The 15,051-nt window shown below is 70.0% G+C and carries 12 protein-coding genes; 5 read left to right on the plus strand and 7 right to left on the minus strand.

The genetic code is table 11. The features are described from left to right. Positions 1-40: 40 nt before the first annotated feature. Both D0D15_RS11260 and D0D15_RS11265 read right to left on the minus strand, forming a co-directional pair. Positions 41-796 (minus strand): SDR family oxidoreductase, encoded by a 756-nt coding sequence (locus tag D0D15_RS11260; protein WP_094004299.1) that lies wholly within the window; start codon positions 794-796, stop codon positions 41-43. A 69-nt stretch (positions 797-865) separates the two neighbouring features. Then, a complete protein-coding gene (locus D0D15_RS11265) occupies positions 866-1,438 on the minus strand; it encodes a TetR/AcrR family transcriptional regulator (RefSeq protein WP_094004300.1) in 573 nt (190 codons plus the stop codon). 138 nt (positions 1,439-1,576) lie between these two features. Between D0D15_RS11265 and dnaE the strand changes: the two genes are divergently transcribed. After that, entirely contained in the window at positions 1,577-5,167 is a 3,591-nt protein-coding gene (gene dnaE, locus D0D15_RS11270) for a DNA polymerase III subunit alpha (protein ID WP_094004301.1), read from the plus strand. Between the two features lie 365 nt (positions 5,168-5,532). Beyond that, positions 5,533-6,933, plus strand: coding sequence for an MFS transporter (locus D0D15_RS11275; RefSeq protein WP_233157129.1), 1,401 nt, complete (start codon positions 5,533-5,535; stop codon positions 6,931-6,933). Positions 6,934-7,266: 333 nt separating this feature from the next. On the opposite strand, the gene D0D15_RS11280 is transcribed toward D0D15_RS11275, so the two are convergent. After that, positions 7,267-8,022: an SIR2 family NAD-dependent protein deacylase gene (locus D0D15_RS11280; RefSeq protein ID WP_115944412.1), complete on the minus strand. Its 756-nt coding sequence runs from the start codon at positions 8,020-8,022 to the stop codon at positions 7,267-7,269. A gap of 40 nt (positions 8,023-8,062) precedes the next feature. Next, the gene (locus D0D15_RS11285; protein ID WP_425266782.1) at positions 8,063-9,127 is read right to left on the minus strand and encodes a L,D-transpeptidase; all 1,065 of its coding nucleotides are present in this window, start codon (positions 9,125-9,127) and stop codon (positions 8,063-8,065) included. Between D0D15_RS11285 and D0D15_RS37785 the strand changes: the two genes are divergently transcribed. Continuing rightward, entirely contained in the window at positions 9,015-9,413 is a 399-nt protein-coding gene (locus tag D0D15_RS37785; RefSeq protein WP_420836369.1) for a hypothetical protein, read from the plus strand. The two genes, D0D15_RS11285 and D0D15_RS37785, sit on opposite strands and share 113 nt — an antisense overlap. On the opposite strand, the gene D0D15_RS11290 is transcribed toward D0D15_RS37785, so the two are convergent. Continuing rightward, entirely contained in the window at positions 9,400-10,269 is an 870-nt protein-coding gene (locus D0D15_RS11290) for a patatin-like phospholipase family protein (RefSeq protein ID WP_094004304.1), read from the minus strand. The two genes, D0D15_RS37785 and D0D15_RS11290, sit on opposite strands and share 14 nt — an antisense overlap. Before the next feature lie 154 nt (positions 10,270-10,423). Between D0D15_RS11290 and D0D15_RS11295 the strand changes: the two genes are divergently transcribed. Beyond that, the gene (locus tag D0D15_RS11295) at positions 10,424-12,349 is read left to right on the plus strand and encodes an acyl-CoA dehydrogenase family protein (protein WP_115944413.1); all 1,926 of its coding nucleotides are present in this window, start codon (positions 10,424-10,426) and stop codon (positions 12,347-12,349) included. 19 nt (positions 12,350-12,368) lie between these two features. Continuing rightward, the gene (locus tag D0D15_RS11300) at positions 12,369-13,076 is read left to right on the plus strand and encodes a copper homeostasis protein CutC (protein ID WP_094004306.1); all 708 of its coding nucleotides are present in this window, start codon (positions 12,369-12,371) and stop codon (positions 13,074-13,076) included. A gap of 181 nt (positions 13,077-13,257) precedes the next feature. Here the strand turns inward: D0D15_RS11300 and D0D15_RS11305 are convergent, their stop codons facing one another. Both D0D15_RS11305 and lipA read right to left on the minus strand, forming a co-directional pair. Then, complete coding sequence (locus tag D0D15_RS11305) at positions 13,258-13,914, minus strand: DedA family protein (RefSeq protein ID WP_094004307.1); 657 nt, start codon at positions 13,912-13,914, stop codon at positions 13,258-13,260. A 100-nt stretch (positions 13,915-14,014) separates the two neighbouring features. Next, on the minus strand, positions 14,015-15,016 hold the full coding sequence (lipA, locus tag D0D15_RS11310) for a lipoyl synthase (RefSeq protein WP_094004308.1): 1,002 nt from the start codon (positions 15,014-15,016) through the stop codon (positions 14,015-14,017). Positions 15,017-15,051 lie beyond the last annotated feature (35 nt).

Consider the following 15,051-nt stretch of genomic DNA (forward strand, 5'->3'; position numbering starts at 1 on the left):
TCGCCGCGCCGCTTCCACCCTGTCAAGCGGATGCTCGTCACTACACGGTCTTGATCACCCCGCCGTCGGCCAGGTAGTCGGCGCCGGTCAGGTTGCCCGACCGCGGCGAGGCGAGGAACGTCACCAGCGCGGCCGTCTCCTCGGGCTCGGTCAGCCTGCCGGTCGTGATGCCCATCGCGGCCGGTACGCCGGCCAGGTACTCGGCCAGCGGGACGCCCGCGGCGGCCGCCAGCTCACCCGCGTACCCGTCCGGGTCGGCCCAGTTGGCGGTCCGCGTCGGGCCCGGGCTGACCGTGAGCGCACGCAGGCCGCGCGAGCCGAACTCCTCCGCCAGCGCCTTCGTCAGGTTCGTCAGCGCCGCCTTGGCCGTGCCGTAATCCACCGGCGGGAACGCCGCACGCGCGCCGATCGACGAGATGTTGATCACGACTCCACGCCGCCGCAGCAACCCGGGCAGCAGCGCCCGGGTCACCCGCACGGTGGCGAACAGGTTCAGCTCGAACGTCCGCTGCCACGCCTCGTCGTCGATGTCGAGGAAACCGCCGGCCCGCATGCTGGTCGTGGTCACCCCGCCGAGGTTGTTGACCAGGATGTCCACGTCCCCGGCGCGTTCGGCGAGCAGCGTCACCCCCTCGGGGGTGGTCAGGTCGGCCCGGACCGGGATGCCCTCGCTCACCGTGCGTGCCGCCGCGAACACGGTCACGCCCTCGGCGGCCAGCGCCCGGACGATCGCCAGCCCGATCCCCTTGCTCGCGCCGGTCACGACCGCCGTCTTGCCCTCCAGCTGCAGGTCCACGTGTTCTCTCTTTCTTGAACTAGAGTTACAAAATGAGCGCAGCGCACGGCGCGCCGCCAGCAGGTGGGTTCAGAGCGCGCGCAACGCCGTCTCGGCGAGGCCCGCCAGCCGTCGCGGGTCGGGGTCGGCCTTGGCCAGCACGCGGATGCCGTTGATGGTGGTGAGCAGGAACGCCGCGAGCGCGCCGGCGTCGGCGTCGGGATCGATGTCGCCCGCTCGCTGCCCCTCCTCGATGGTGCTGCGGAAGGCCGCCTCCTGCCGTTCGAAGGTGCGCCGCACCAGGTGGTTGACCACCTCGTCGGCCTCGCCGAACTCGACCGCGGCGTTGGCCATCATGCAGCCCCGCCGGTCTTCGCGGGCCGCCTCGACGACGAGCCCGACCGCCGCGCGCAGCCGCTCGCGGGCCGGCCCCGGCCCGTCCAGGATCTCGATCAGCCGGACGGTCTCCCGCTCGTAGTAGCGCCGCAGCGCCCGCTCGTAGAGGGCGTGCTTACTGGTGAACGCGTTGTACAGGCTGCCGCGGCCGATGCCCAGCGCGTCGACCAGCTGCTGGGGCGTGGTGCCGCCGAACCCGTTCGCCCAGAAGACCTCCATCGCCCGGTCCACGGCCACGTCCACGTCGAAGGCCTTCGCTCTCGCCACGCCGCGACCGTAGCTCAAACTGGAACTAGAGGTCAAATAAACTTCGCTCGGCACGTCGGCGATTTTTTGTCGGTGCCGCGAGCTACGCTGATCCTCCAGGCCGGGAGTCAGCGCGCAACACAGGGGAGGTTCTTGCTGGTGTCGAACGATTCCTTCGTCCACCTGCACGTGCACACCGAGTACTCGATGCTCGACGGTGCGGCGAAGATCGCCCCGCTGTTCGCCGAGGCGAGTCGTCTCGGCATGCCCGCGGTCGGGATGACCGACCACGGCAACATGTACGGGGCGGACGAGTTCTACCAGCAGTCGCGCAAGGCCGGGCTGAAACCGATCATCGGCATCGAGGCCTACATCGCGCCGGAGTCGCGGTTCCACAAGAAGCCGGTGTTCTGGGGGCAGGCGTCGCAGCGGGGCTCGGACGAGTTCGGTGAGGGCGGCGACGTCTCCGGTGGTGGTGCCTACACCCACATGACGATGCTGGCGGAGAACGCGACGGGTCTGCGGAACCTGTTCAAGCTGTCGTCGCTGGCTTCGATGCAGGGGTACTACCGCAAGCCGCGGATGGACCGGGAGCTGATCGCGGAGAACGCCTCCGGCATCATCGCCACCACCGGCTGCCCGTCGGGTGAGGTGCAGACGCGGTTGCGGCTGGGTCAGAAGGCCGAGGCGATCCAGGCGGCCTCGGACTACAAGGACATCTTCGGGGCGGACAACTTCTTCCTGGAGCTGATGGACCACGGCCTGCCGATCGAGCGGTCGGTGCGGGAGGGGCTGCTGGAGATCGGCAAGCTGCTCGACCTCAAGCCGCTGGCCACCAACGACTCGCACTACGTCACCAAGGACCAGGCCGCCTCGCATTCGGCGTTGCTGTGCGTGCAGTCGGGCAAGACGCTCAACGACCCGAACCGGTTCAAGTTCGACGGCGACGGTTACTACCTGAAGTCGGCCGCGGAGATGCGCGAGTACTGGGACACCGAGGTGCCCGGCGCCGCCGACTCCACCCTGCTCATCGCCGAACGCGTCCAGTCCTACGAAGACGTCTACACCCACAAGGACCGCATGCCGGTCTTCGAGGTGCCCGAGGGCCACGACGAGGCGTCCTGGCTGCGCGCCGAGGTCGACCGCGGCCTGGCGTGGCGGTTCCCCGACGGCGCACCGGAGGGGTACCGCGAGCGGCTGGACATGGAGCTCGAGGTCATCATCGGCAAGGGCTTCCCGGCCTACTTCCTCGTCGTCGCCGACCTCATCAACTACGCCCGCAAGGTCGGCATCCGGGTCGGCCCGGGCCGTGGTTCGGCGGCGGGTTCGCTGGTCGCCTACGTCCTGGGCATCACGAACCTGGACCCGATCCCGCAGAAGCTGCTGTTCGAGCGGTTCCTCAACCCCGAGCGCGTGTCGATGCCCGACATCGACATCGACTTCGACGACCGCCGCCGCGGCGAGATGATCCGCTACGCCACCGAGAAGTACGGCGCGGACAAGGTCGCCCAGGTCATCACGTTCGGCACCATCAAGACCAAGGCGGCGATCAAGGACGCCGCCCGGGTCCACTTCGGTCAGCCGGGCTACGCGATCGCGGACAAGATCTCCAAGGCGCTGCCGCCGCCGATCATGGCCAAGGACATCCCGCTGTCGGGCATCGTGGACCCGCAGCACGAGCGCTACGGCGAGGCGGCCGAGGTCCGCACGCTGATCGAGACCGACGAAGAGGTCTCCACGATCTTCGACACCGCACGCGGGATCGAGGGCCTGATCCGCAACGCCGGCGTGCACGCCTGCGCGGTCATCATGTCCAGCGAGCCGCTGATGGACGCCATCCCGCTGTGGCAGCGCGACGACGGATCGATCATCACCGGATGGGACTACCCCTCCTGTGAGGCCATCGGCCTGTTGAAGATGGACTTCCTGGGCCTGCGCAACCTCACCGTCATCGGCGACGCGATCGACAACATCAAGGCCAACCGCGGCATCGAGATCGACCTGGACACCCTGGGCGTCGACGACCCGGAGACCTACAAGCTGCTCTCCCGCGGTGACACGCTCGGCGTGTTCCAGCTGGACGGTGGCCCGATGCGGGACCTGCTGCGCCGCATGCAGCCGACGGTGTTCGACGACATCGTCGCGGTCGGCGCGCTGTACCGGCCCGGTCCGATGGGCATGAACGCCCACAACGACTACGCCGACCGGAAGAACAACCGGCAGCAGGTCAAGCCGATCCACCCCCAGCTGGAAGAGCCCCTGAAGGAGATCCTGGCCGACACCTACGGCCTGATCGTCTACCAGGAGCAGATCATGCACATCGCGCAGAAGGTCGCCGGCTACTCGATGGGCCGAGCGGATGTGCTGCGCCGCGCGATGGGCAAGAAGAAGAAGGAGGTCCTCGACAAGGAGTTCGAGGGCTTCGCCGCGGGGATGAAGGCCAGCGACCTCGTTCCCGGCGGCTTCTCCGACGAGGCCATCCAGGCGCTGTGGGACACGATCCTCCCGTTCGCCGGGTACGCGTTCAACAAGAGCCACGCGGCCGCGTACGGCCTGGTGTCGTACTGGACGGCGTACCTCAAGGCGAACTTCACCGCGGAGTACATGGCGGCGTTGCTCACCTCGGTGGGTGACAACAAGGACAAGTCCGCGGTCTACCTGTCGGAGTGCCGCCGGCTCGGGATCAAGGTGCTGCCGCCGGACGTCAACGAGTCGGGCCAGCGCTTCGCCGCGGTCGGCAACGACATCCGCTTCGGCATGGGCGCGGTGCGCAACGTCGGCGCCAACGTCGTCGAATCGATCATCAAGACCCGTCAGGAGAAGGGCAAGTACACCTCCTTCACCGACTTCCTCGACAAGTCGGAGCTGGTGGCCTGCAACAAACGGGTCATCGAATCCCTGATCAAGGCCGGTGCGTTCGACTCGCTCGGCAACACCCGCCTGTCGATGATCCAGGTCCACGAGGACGCGGTCGACGCGGTCGTGCCGCTCAAGCGCCAGGAGGCGATGGGCCAGTTCGACCTGTTCGGGGCCTTCGGCGGAGACGGCGACGCGGCCGAAGCCGCACCGTCGTCGTCGCCGCTGGCGCACCTGAAGTTCGGCGACGAGGAATGGCCACGCAAGCAGTTGCTGGCTTACGAGCGGGAGATGCTGGGCCTGTACGTCTCGGCGCATCCGCTGGACGGCGCCGAGCGGATCCTGCGCAAGCACGCCCCGCGTCCGATCGCGGCGATCCTGGACAACCCGCCCAAGGAAGGTGAGCTGGTCATCTCCGGCCTGATCACCTCGCTGGAGCGGCGGGTCAACAAGAAGGGTGAACCCTGGGCCATCTGCACGGTGGAGGACATGGACGCCTCGCTGGAAGTCCTGTTCTTCCCCAAGGCCTACGCCATGTTCTCGGCGGACCTGATCGAGGACAACGCCGTCCTGGTCAAGGGCCGGGTCAACTGGCGCGAGGACAAGATGTCGGTGTTCGGCGGCGGCCTGGTACCACTGGACCTGTCCGAGATCGGCAACGGGGAGGACGAGCCCCCGCTCGTGCTGCGGTGCACCGCGGAACGCCTGGACAAGAGCGTGGTCGGCGAGCTGAAGTCGACGCTGCTCGCCCACCGCGGCGAAACACCCGTCCGGCTGAAGCTGGTGGGCAAACAACGCGAGACGACGTTCGCCCTCTACGACTACCCGGTCAAGGTCAGCTCCATGCTGATGGGCGAACTGAAGGGCATCCCCGGCATCACCGCAGGCACCTGACAGAACAACAACCCACCCAAACCGCCACTCGGCAACGCAAGCGGCCCCACCGCCCGAGCCACACCTCTCCCGCAACCCGATCCCCAGCCCAAATCGGTTGCCGAGCAGCGGGGTCAAGGTACTCTTTCCAGCCTTGACGCCGCTTCTCGGCAACCGAACACTGAAAGACCGGGTTCGGTAGGGGCAGATCCGGGCGTAGCGAAGCGAAGCCGGCGCTTTCAGCCGCGTGCAGCGCAAACACCCGCGTAGCGGCTCCAAAGCGCGCGCCATCAGCAACCACAAGTCACCATGGACAGGTGACCCTCACCCGGCAACCAGACCCGCGCCGCTGGAAGGCCCTCGCCGTCAGTCTCACCGCGGGCTTCATGGGCCTGCTGGACGTCAGCATCGTCAACGTCGCCCTGCCCTCGATCCAGCGGGGCATCGGCGGGGACGCCGGCACCGCACAGTGGGTCGTTTCCGGGTACGCGCTCACCTTCGGCCTGGTCCTGGTCTCCGGTGGCCGTCTGGGTGATGCGCTGGGCAGGCGCCGGATGTTCCTCATCGCGCTGGCGGCGTTCGTCGCGATGAGCGCGTTCGCCGGGGCCGCGCCGACGGGTGAGGTGCTGGTGGTCGCCCGGCTGTTGCAGGGGTGCGCGGCCGGGATGCTCACGCCGCAGAACTCCGGTCTCATCCAGGACCTGTTCCAAGGTGCCGAGCGCGGCCGGGCGTTCGGCCTGTTCGGGTCGGTCGTGGGCATCTCCACGGCGGTCGGCCCGGTGCTGGGCGGACTCATCCTCGCCGTGTTCGGGGAGGAGCACGGCTGGCGCTGGGTGTTCTTCGTCAACGTGCCGATCGGCGCGCTCGCGTTCGTCCTGGCGCTGCGGTTGCTGCCGCCCGCGCGGGGCCGTCCCGCGCGGCTGCGCTCGGAGATCGACTTCCTCGGTGTGCTGCTGCTCGGGCTCGCCGTGTTGTGCGTGCTCCTGCCGCTGGTGGAGTCCGAACAGGACGGTCCGCGGCGGCTGTGGTGGCTGTTCCCGGTCGCGGCCGCGCTCGGGTTCGCGTTCGTCCGCTGGGAGCGACGCGTCGTGCGGCACGACCGCCCGCCGCTGATGGACGTCCGGTTGTTCACCGAAACCCCCGGCTACACGCCGGGTGCCGCGATCGGCGCGGTCTACTTCTGCGGGTTCGCCGGGATCTGGCTGGTGTTCGCGATGTTCTTCCAGCAGGGCCTGGGGTACACGCCGCTGCAGTCCGGGCTGGCGGTGACCCCGTTCGCGGTCGGCGCGGCGGTGTCCGCGGCCGTGGCCGGGCGTCTCGTCGCGCGGTGGGGCCGCCGTCTCACCGTCGCCGGCCTGTTCCTCGTCGCGCTGGGGCTGGGCGTCGTGGCGCTGCTGGCGTGGCTCGCGCCGGGGCGGGACCTCGGGCTGGTGGTCGCGTTGCCGCTGCTGGTCGCCGGGATCGGGGGTGGCATGGTGATTTCACCCAACACGACCCTCACCCTGGAGAGCGTGCCGATGCGCATGGCCGGTGTCGCCGGGGGAGCGTTGCAGACCGGGCAGCGGATCGGCACGGCGATCGGCACCGCGGTGCTCGCGTCCGTGTTCCGGGCGGTCCTTCCCGCCTCGGACAACGACTTCCCGGCCGCGCTCGCCCTGTCGCTGCTGTGCGCCGTCGGGTTCGTCGTCGTCGCGCTGGCGCTCGCGATCGCGGAACTGCGGACCCGGCGAGCACGGGGCTCGAACGATCAACTACTCAGCGCCACAACTGCTGCTCCATACGAGTGAGAGTTCCCTGAAGGTGCTAGCTCTACGGAGAGCGACCGGGTAAACCTTGTCTAGCCTTCACGGTCCGGGTATCAGCTACGGACAGTGGCGAGATGGAGCGGGTCCCGGGGATGGGGACCGTGCTCCGGGCTCTCGAGATCGGACACTCAGGGTCACTCCGGCCGGTACCGTCGGCGTCCGCGGGGGACCGTACGGCGGTGAGAAGGCACCCACGCGGTGGGCCCGGACGAGGGGGAGCCGGGCCCACCCGCCAGGTGTGCCGTCCGATCGTGATCGGCTTCCCGATCCCCGCGCTCGTGGCGACCACGGTGATCGCCGGCCACGGCGAACCGGTCAGCGGCTGACCAGCTTCGGCAGCACCTCGCCCAGCGGTTCGCGCAGCACGGCGGTCGCCACGTCGTCGTAGGGCGTCTCGGAGGCGTTCACGATGATCACCGGCGCCCCGGCGGCCGCGGCGACGTCCACCAGCCCGGCGTCCGGGTGCACGGTCAGCGAGCTGCCCAGCGCCAGCATCAGATCGCAGGTGATCGCGGCTTCCCGGGCGCGGTCCACCACCTCCGGGTCGAGCATCTGCCCGAACGACACCGTCGCGGACTTCAGGATCCCGCCGCAGACCTCGCACTCCGGATCGGACTCCCCGGCCCGCACCCGGTCCAGCGTCTCGTGCATGTCGCGGCGGTCGTCGCAGGACAGGCAGATCGTGTCGGCCATCGTGCCGTGCAGCTCGACGACCCGGTCCGGTGAGTTGCCCGCCTTCTGGTGCAGCCCGTCGATGTTCTGCGTGAGGATCGCCGACAGCCTGCCCTGCCGCTCCAGGTCCACCAGGGCCAGGTGCGCGGCGTTCGGCCGGGCCCACCAGCCCGGGTGGCCGAGCCGCGCCTGCCAGGACTGCTCGCGCACCTCGCGGCTGGCGACGTAGTCGTCGATGTGCGACAGCTTCTCCGCGGCCGGGTTCTTCGTCCACACCCCCTGCGGCCCCCGGAAGTCCGGGATGCCCGAATCGGTGGAGACGCCGGCGCCGGTGAGCGCGACGATCCGCGAAGCGCCGTCCACGAGCAGTCGCGCGTGATCGAGTTCCGGGGCGGTCATGCCCCCATCGTGCCGTCCCGGAACCGCGATCACCACCTGCTCACTTCAGCGCGCTGCCCTGCTGCCACTGCTCCCACGACAACGCCCAGTCGCCGTAGAGGTCCCACACCGGGAGCTGCTGCCCGCCGGAATTGGTCACCTCGACCACGTCGCCGAGACCCAGGTTGTGGAAGAACCACTCGGCGTTCTCGGCGTTGAGGTTGATGCACCCGTGCGAGACGTTCGAACTGCCCTGCGCGCCCACGCTGTTCGGGTTCTCGTGGACGAACTCGCCGTCGTTGGAGATGCGCTCGGACCACCTCTCGTCGGAGCTGTACCACCCCGGATCGCCCTTGCAGACCCCGTAGGTGCAGGAGTCCATGTGGTAGCTCTCGGCCTTGAACGAAATCACGTGCGGGCCGAGGTGGGTCGGGGTGGAGTCCTTGCCCATCGAGATCGGCATGGTCTTCACCACCTGGCCGTTGTGGAAGATCCGCATCTGCTCGGTGTTGCCGTCGGCCTTCGCGATCCAGGAATCGTGCACGTGGTAGGTCTCGGTGCGGTCCTCCGCGCCGTAGACGCCGTTGCCGAAATCGACGCCGTAGATCTTCGCCGAAACGGTCAGCGTGGTGCCCGGCTGCCAGTACTCCTTCGGCCGGTAGTGCACGTTCTTGTCGTCGATCCAGTACCAGCTGCCCTCCTGCGGCGGATTCGACACCACCGACAGCTGTTTTTCCACGTCCGCCTTGTTCTTCACCGCGTAGGTGAACTGGAAGACGATCGGCTGGCCGACGCCGACCCCGGTCTGCGCCACCGAGGCCGGCGCCGGGATCATGTTCGGGTTGGCCTGCTTCGACGGCGACACCGTGGTCACCTGGCCCTGCTGCTCGACCGTCTTGCCGCTGCTGTCCGCGCCGTGCGCGTCGATGGCGTAGGTGCTGCCGTAGCCCAGGGGTTCCGACGAGGTCCAGGTGGTCTTGTCGGCCGAGAACTCGCCCTTCACCGTGGTGTGCTTGGCGGTGTTCTGGACGGTCACGCCGGTGAGCGTGCCGTTGGCCGCCTTCACCACGATCGGTGTGACCGGGCTGATGTTCGTCGCGTTCGCGGGCTCGATCGACACCGTCACCGCGGCCGCCTGGCTCGAACCCGCGGGCCCGGCCGTGCCGTTGTTTGAATTGCCGGAATTGCCGGAAGTGCAGGCCGGAAGAAAGAGTGCCACGGCGAGCAGTCCGGCCGCGATCGGCGCCCTGCGGGAGAAAAGTAAAGTCTTCTTGACTGTCATGTGGTCTCTTTTTGGGAAAATGGTGGGTGAGCAAGCAAAACTACCGCGCCGGATAGACGCGCCCGCACCCGGTTTGTTGTACCGGAGTGGTCCGGATCACCGCGTTTTCCGCGGGCTCACCCGATCTTGACGCCTGGGCCGCCGTAGAGGCCCGGCCCGTCGATGGTGAGGCCGTCCAGGTAGATCCGCGCGGCCTGGTAGGCGAGGTCGGTCAGGTCTTCGGTGCGGCTGAAGTCCAACGGGCTCAGGCGGACCGGGCGCGGGCCGGGCAGGTAGACGACCGGCACCTCGGCGGCCGCGATCGGCGCCTCCAGTACGGCCTGGTTCCGCATGCTCACCATCGCGGTGTACATGAGCACCTCGGCGAACGTCTGCGGTGGCGACGGGATCTGACCGGGGAACGCGCAGTCCAGCACGACCAGCGACCGCGCGCCGAGCGTGAGGGCCTGCCGCATCGGCACGTTCGCGACCAGGCCGCCGTCGTAGAGCAGGTGCCCGTCGTGTTCGACCGGCGGGTAGATGCCCGGGATGGCCGCGCTCGCCAGCAGCGGTGGCCGCAGGTCGCCGGAGGTGAACAGCCGGGCCTCCGCGGTGTCCACCTCGGTGGCGACCACGCCCAGCGGCAGCGCCAGGTCTTCGAACCGGGTGCCCGGACCGAGGTGGTCGTCGACGATCGTGGACAGCCCGATGTTCGGGAACAGGTGGGTCTTGCTGTGCCGCAGCGTGCGGACCTGGCTGAGGACGCCGCCCGGGAAGGCCTCGTGGCGGGTCATGTGGGTCCACGTCTTGCGCAGCCGCTCGCCGGCGTCGTCCGGATCCAGCGCGAGCACCGCGCCGTTGAGCGAGCCCACGGACGTGCCGACCACCAGGTCGGGCTTGATCCCGGCCTCGCCGAGGGCACGCAGCATCCCGACCTGCATCGCCCCCAGGCTGCCGCCCCCGCCGAGCACGAACCCGACCGGGCGGGGCAGGTCGACCTCGGGCATCGGACCACCTCCACTCGCATGGTGCTCCGCGTTCCCCGGCGTCGCCATCGGAGGTCAGGTGGCGTTCACCACCTCGGGCAAGGGGCTTCCCTTCCGCACTACCAGCGAGTAACACTGGTCACAAACCATTGACGGCGTAGCGCGGAGGTGTCCGGTGGCTGATCAGCCGAAGGTGACGGAGAAGGAAGCCCGCGCGGTCGCCGAGGAGGCCCGGGAAAGCGGCTGGCGCAAGCCGTCGTTCGCCAAGGAGCTGTACCTCGGCCGCTTCCGGCTCGACCTCGTCCACCCGCACCCGCGTGCCGAACCGGCCGCCGCGGCGAAGGCCGAGCAGTTCCTCACCCGCCTGCGCGAGTACGCCGAGACCCTCGACGGCACGGTGATCGAACGCGAGTCGCGCATCCCCGACGAGTACGTGAAGGGCCTGGCCGAGCTGGGCTGCTTCGGCATCAAGATCCCCGAGGAGTACGGCGGGCTCGGGCTGTCCCAGGTCGCCTACAACCGCGCGCTCGCGCTGCGCCGCTCGGTCCACCCGACGCTGGGCGTGCTGCTGTCGGCGCACCAGTCGATCGGCGTGCCGGAACCGCTCAAGCTGGCCGGCACGCCCGAGCAGAAGGCGAAGTTCCTGCCGCGCTGCGCGAAGGGCGCGGTCACCGCCTTCCTGCTCACCGAACCCGACGTCGGCTCCGACCCGGCGCGCCTGGCCACCACCGCGACCCCGACCGAGGACGGCGGCTACCTGCTCGACGGCGTCAAGCTGTGGACCACCAACGGGGTCGTCGCCGAGCTGGTCGTCGTCATGGCGCGCGTGCCGCGCAGCGAGGGGCACCCCGGCGGGATCACCGCGTTCATCGTCGAGATGGACTCGCCCGGCATCACCGTCGAGCGGCGCAACGCGTTCATGGGCCTGCGGGGCATCGAGAACGGCGTCACCCGCTTCCACCAGGTCCGGGTGCCCGCGGACGCGGTCGTCGGCGGCGAGGGCAAGGGGCTGAAGATCGCGCTGGCGACGCTGAACACCGGCCGGCTGTCGATCCCGTCGATGTGCGCGGGCGCGGGCAAGTGGTGCCTCAAGATCGCCCGCGAGTGGTCCGCGGCGCGCGTGCAGTGGGGCAAGCCGATCGCCGGGCACGCCGCGGTGGCGAACAAGATCTCGTTCATCGCCGCGACCACGTACGCGCTGGAGAGCGTGCAGGAGCTGTCCGGGCACATGAGCGACGAGGGCCGCAACGACATCCGCATCGAGGCGGCGCTGGCGAAGCTCTACGCCAGCGAGATGTCCTGCAAGATCGCCGACGAGCTGATGCAGATCCGCGGCGGCCGCGGGTACGAGACCGCCCAGTCGCTGGCCGCGCGCGGGGAACGCGCGGCCGGCGTCGAGCAGCTGGTGCGCGACCTGCGGATCAACCGGATCTTCGAGGGTTCCACCGAGATCATGCACCTGCTCATCGCGCGGGAAGCGGTCGACGCGCACCTGGCCGCCGCCGGGGCGCTCGCCGACCTGGAGGCGGACCTGCCCGCCAAGGCCAAGGCCGCCGCCAAGGCCAGCGGGTTCTACGCGAAGTGGCTGCCGCAGCTGGTCACCGGCCGCGGCCAGGTGCCCACGTCGTTCGCCGAGTTCGGGCAGCTCGCGCCGCATCTGCGCTACATCGAGCGCACGGCGCGCAAGCTGGCGCGGTCGACGTTCTACGGGATGGCGCGCTGGCAGGCCGGGCTGGAGAAGCGGCAGGGCTTCCTGGGCCGGATCGTCGACATCGGCGCCGAGCTGTTCGCCATGTCCGCGGCGTGCGTGCGGGCGGAGATGCAGCGCGAGGACGACGTGCGGGAGGGCGAGGCCGCCTACGAGCTGGCCGACGTGTTCTGCCGTCAGGCGCGGGTGCGGATCGAGGTGCTGTTCGAGGGCCTGTGGCGCAACACCGAGGACGCCGACCGCCGGCTCACCGACCGGGTCCTGGGCGGCGCCTACACCTGGCTCGAGGAGGGTGTGCTGGACCCGAGCGAGGGCACCGGGCCGTGGATCGCCGACTGGCGGGCGGGAGCGTCCACCGAGGACAACGTCGCGCGGCGGTACGCGACCGGCTGAGCCGTGGTACTACTCGGCGATGGCCTTCGTCGAGCTGAGCACGGACACGGTGGATGGTGCGATCGCCGCGGACCGGCTCGGCGCGGACCGCGTCGAGCTGTGTGCCGCCGGGGCGCTCGGCGGACTGACGCCCGGCCCCGGGCTGCTCGCGGCCACGCTGGCCCGCTGCGCGCTGGCCGAGGTGCACGTGCTGATCCGCCCGCGGGACGGCGGGTTCCGCTACGCGCCGGCCGAGGTGGACGCCATGCTCGCCGACGTCCGGCACGCGGTCGCGGCCGGGGCGCCGGGGGTGGTGGTCGGGGCGCTGACCGCGGCCGGCGAGGTCGACCGGGGCGTGGTCGGGGAGCTGGTGGCCGCCGCGGACGGCCGCGAGGTGACGTTCCACCGGGCGATCGACGTGTGCGCGGACCCGCTCGCGGCGCTGGAGGTGCTGGCGGAGCTGGGCGTGCGGCGCGTGCTCAGCTCCGGTCAGGCCAGGACCGCGGTGGAGGGTGCGCCGGTGCTGGCGCGGATGGCGGCGGCCGCCGGGGACCGGCTGACGGTGATGGCGTGCGGCGGGATCCGCCCGCACAACGTCCGCCAGGTGCTCGACGCCACCAGGGTCCGGCACGTGCACGCCGCACCCCGCCGCCCGGCCGAACCGACGCCGACGACGACCGTGGACTTCGGTGTGCACGCGACGCTCGACGTGGCCGCGGCGAAGGCGCTGATCGCCGCCGCCCGCTGACCGCACACGAGCGCAGAACTCGCGCGCCGCAACGCAGAACTCGCGCGCCGGAGCGTGGGACTCGCGCGCCGGAGCGTGGGACTCGCGGCTGCCGCGAGTTCCACGCTCGTGACCGCGAGTCCCACGCTCGGGGAGGTGAGTTCTGCGTTCGGGGAGGTGAGTTCTGCGTTCGTGCGCTGCTTCACTCGGCCTTGCTGGGCTCCGTGGTGCGCTGCTCGAGCTTGCCCATCGCCTTTTTCTTCTTCCACCGCAGCAGGAAGAACACGCCCACCGCGACCAGGACGCCGACCACGATCAGGCCGCCGGTGTTCAGCATGCCCTCGATGCGCTTGGCCGCCTCGCCCATGGCGGCGCCCAGGCTGATGTGCAGCAGCGACCAGCTGATCGCGCCCGCGGCCGCGGCCGGCAGGAACTTCCGGAACTCCAGGCCGGAGGTGCCCGCCGCGGCCGGGGTCAGCGTCCGGATCACCGGCAGGAACCGCGCGAAGAACACCGCCCACGCGCCTCTGCGGTGCAGCACGTCGGTCGCCTTGTCCCAGGCGTCGGTGCCGTACTTCTGGATCAGCTTGGTCTCCCGCAGCCGCGGCCCGAACCTCCGCCCGATCGCGTACCCGAGCGAGTCGCCGAGGGTGGCGCACACCGACACCACCGCCCACAGGATCAGGAACCGCGGCGCGGTGTTGGCCGTGGTCGCGGCGACCAGCAGTCCCGACTCGCCCGGGGCGATGAAACCCAGCCCGATCGTGCACTCGGCGAACACGAGCGCGCCCGTCGCGCCGACCAACGCCGGCTGCGGTAGTGCCTGCAGCCATTCCAGGATGTCGGTTACCAACGCCACGTGCGATTCCCCTGTCCGTTACGCCCCTGCTGACCCCTTCAAACTACCGTGCACGGTATCGGGCCCGCGGCGCACTTTCGTCAGGGAATTCCCCCGACTTTCAGCGCGTCAGGAGGCTGCTGGCCTCCTGGGCGGCGGGCCCGGCCTCGGCCAGGTGGGCCAGGTTCTCCGGCAGCGCCTCGCCGCGGTGCCGCTTGGTCTGGGCGTACAGCCGGCCGGCCCGGTAGGACGAGCGGACCAGCGGCCCGGCCATCACCCCGGCGAACCCGAGGCCCTCGGCGACCTTGGCGTGCTCGACGAACTCCTCCGGCTTGACCCACCGGTCCACCGGGTGGTGCCGCACCGACGGGCGCAGGTACTGGGTGATCGTCAGGATCTCGCAGCCCGCGTTCACCAGGTCGCGCATCGCCGGCTCGACCTCCTCGGGGGTTTCCCCCATGCCGAGGATCAGGTTCGACTTGGTGACCAGCCCGGCCTCGCGGGCGCGGGTGATGACCTCCAGCGACCGCGCGTAGCGGAAGCCGGGGCGGATGCGCTTGAAGATCCGCGGCACGGTCTCGACGTTGTGCGCGAGCACCTCGGGCGCGGAGCCGAACACCTCGGCCAGCTGGCCGGGGTCGGCGTTGAAGTCCGGGATCAGCAGCTCGACGCCGGTGCCCGGGTTGAGGGCGTGGATCTGGCGGACGGTCTCGGCGTACAGCCACGCGCCGCCGTCATCGAGGTCGTCGCGGGCGACACCGGTGACGGTCGAGTAGCGCAGGCCCATCGCCTGAACGCTTTCGGCGACCCGGCGCGGCTCCTCGCGGTCCAGCGCGGCCGGCTTGCCGGTGTCGATCTGGCAGAAGTCGCAGCGGCGGGTGCACTGGTCACCGCCGATGAGGAACGTCGCCTCGCGGTCCTCCCAGCACTCGTAGATGTTGGGACAGCCCGCCTCTTCGCAGACCGTGTGCAGGCCCTCCCGGCGGACCAGGCCTTTGAGCTCGGTGAACTCCGGCCCCATCTTCGCGCGGGTCTTGATCCAGGACGGCTTCTTCTCGATCGGGGTTTCACTGTTGCGGACCTCGAGCCGCAGCAGTTTCCGACCTTCAGGCACAACAGTCACGCGCCCCAGCGTACGCTCTCGGCAGGGGGCGACGA

The organism is Amycolatopsis thermalba, from assembly GCF_003385215.1.
Taxonomy (GTDB): Bacteria; Actinomycetota; Actinomycetes; order Mycobacteriales; family Pseudonocardiaceae; genus Amycolatopsis_E; species Amycolatopsis_E thermalba.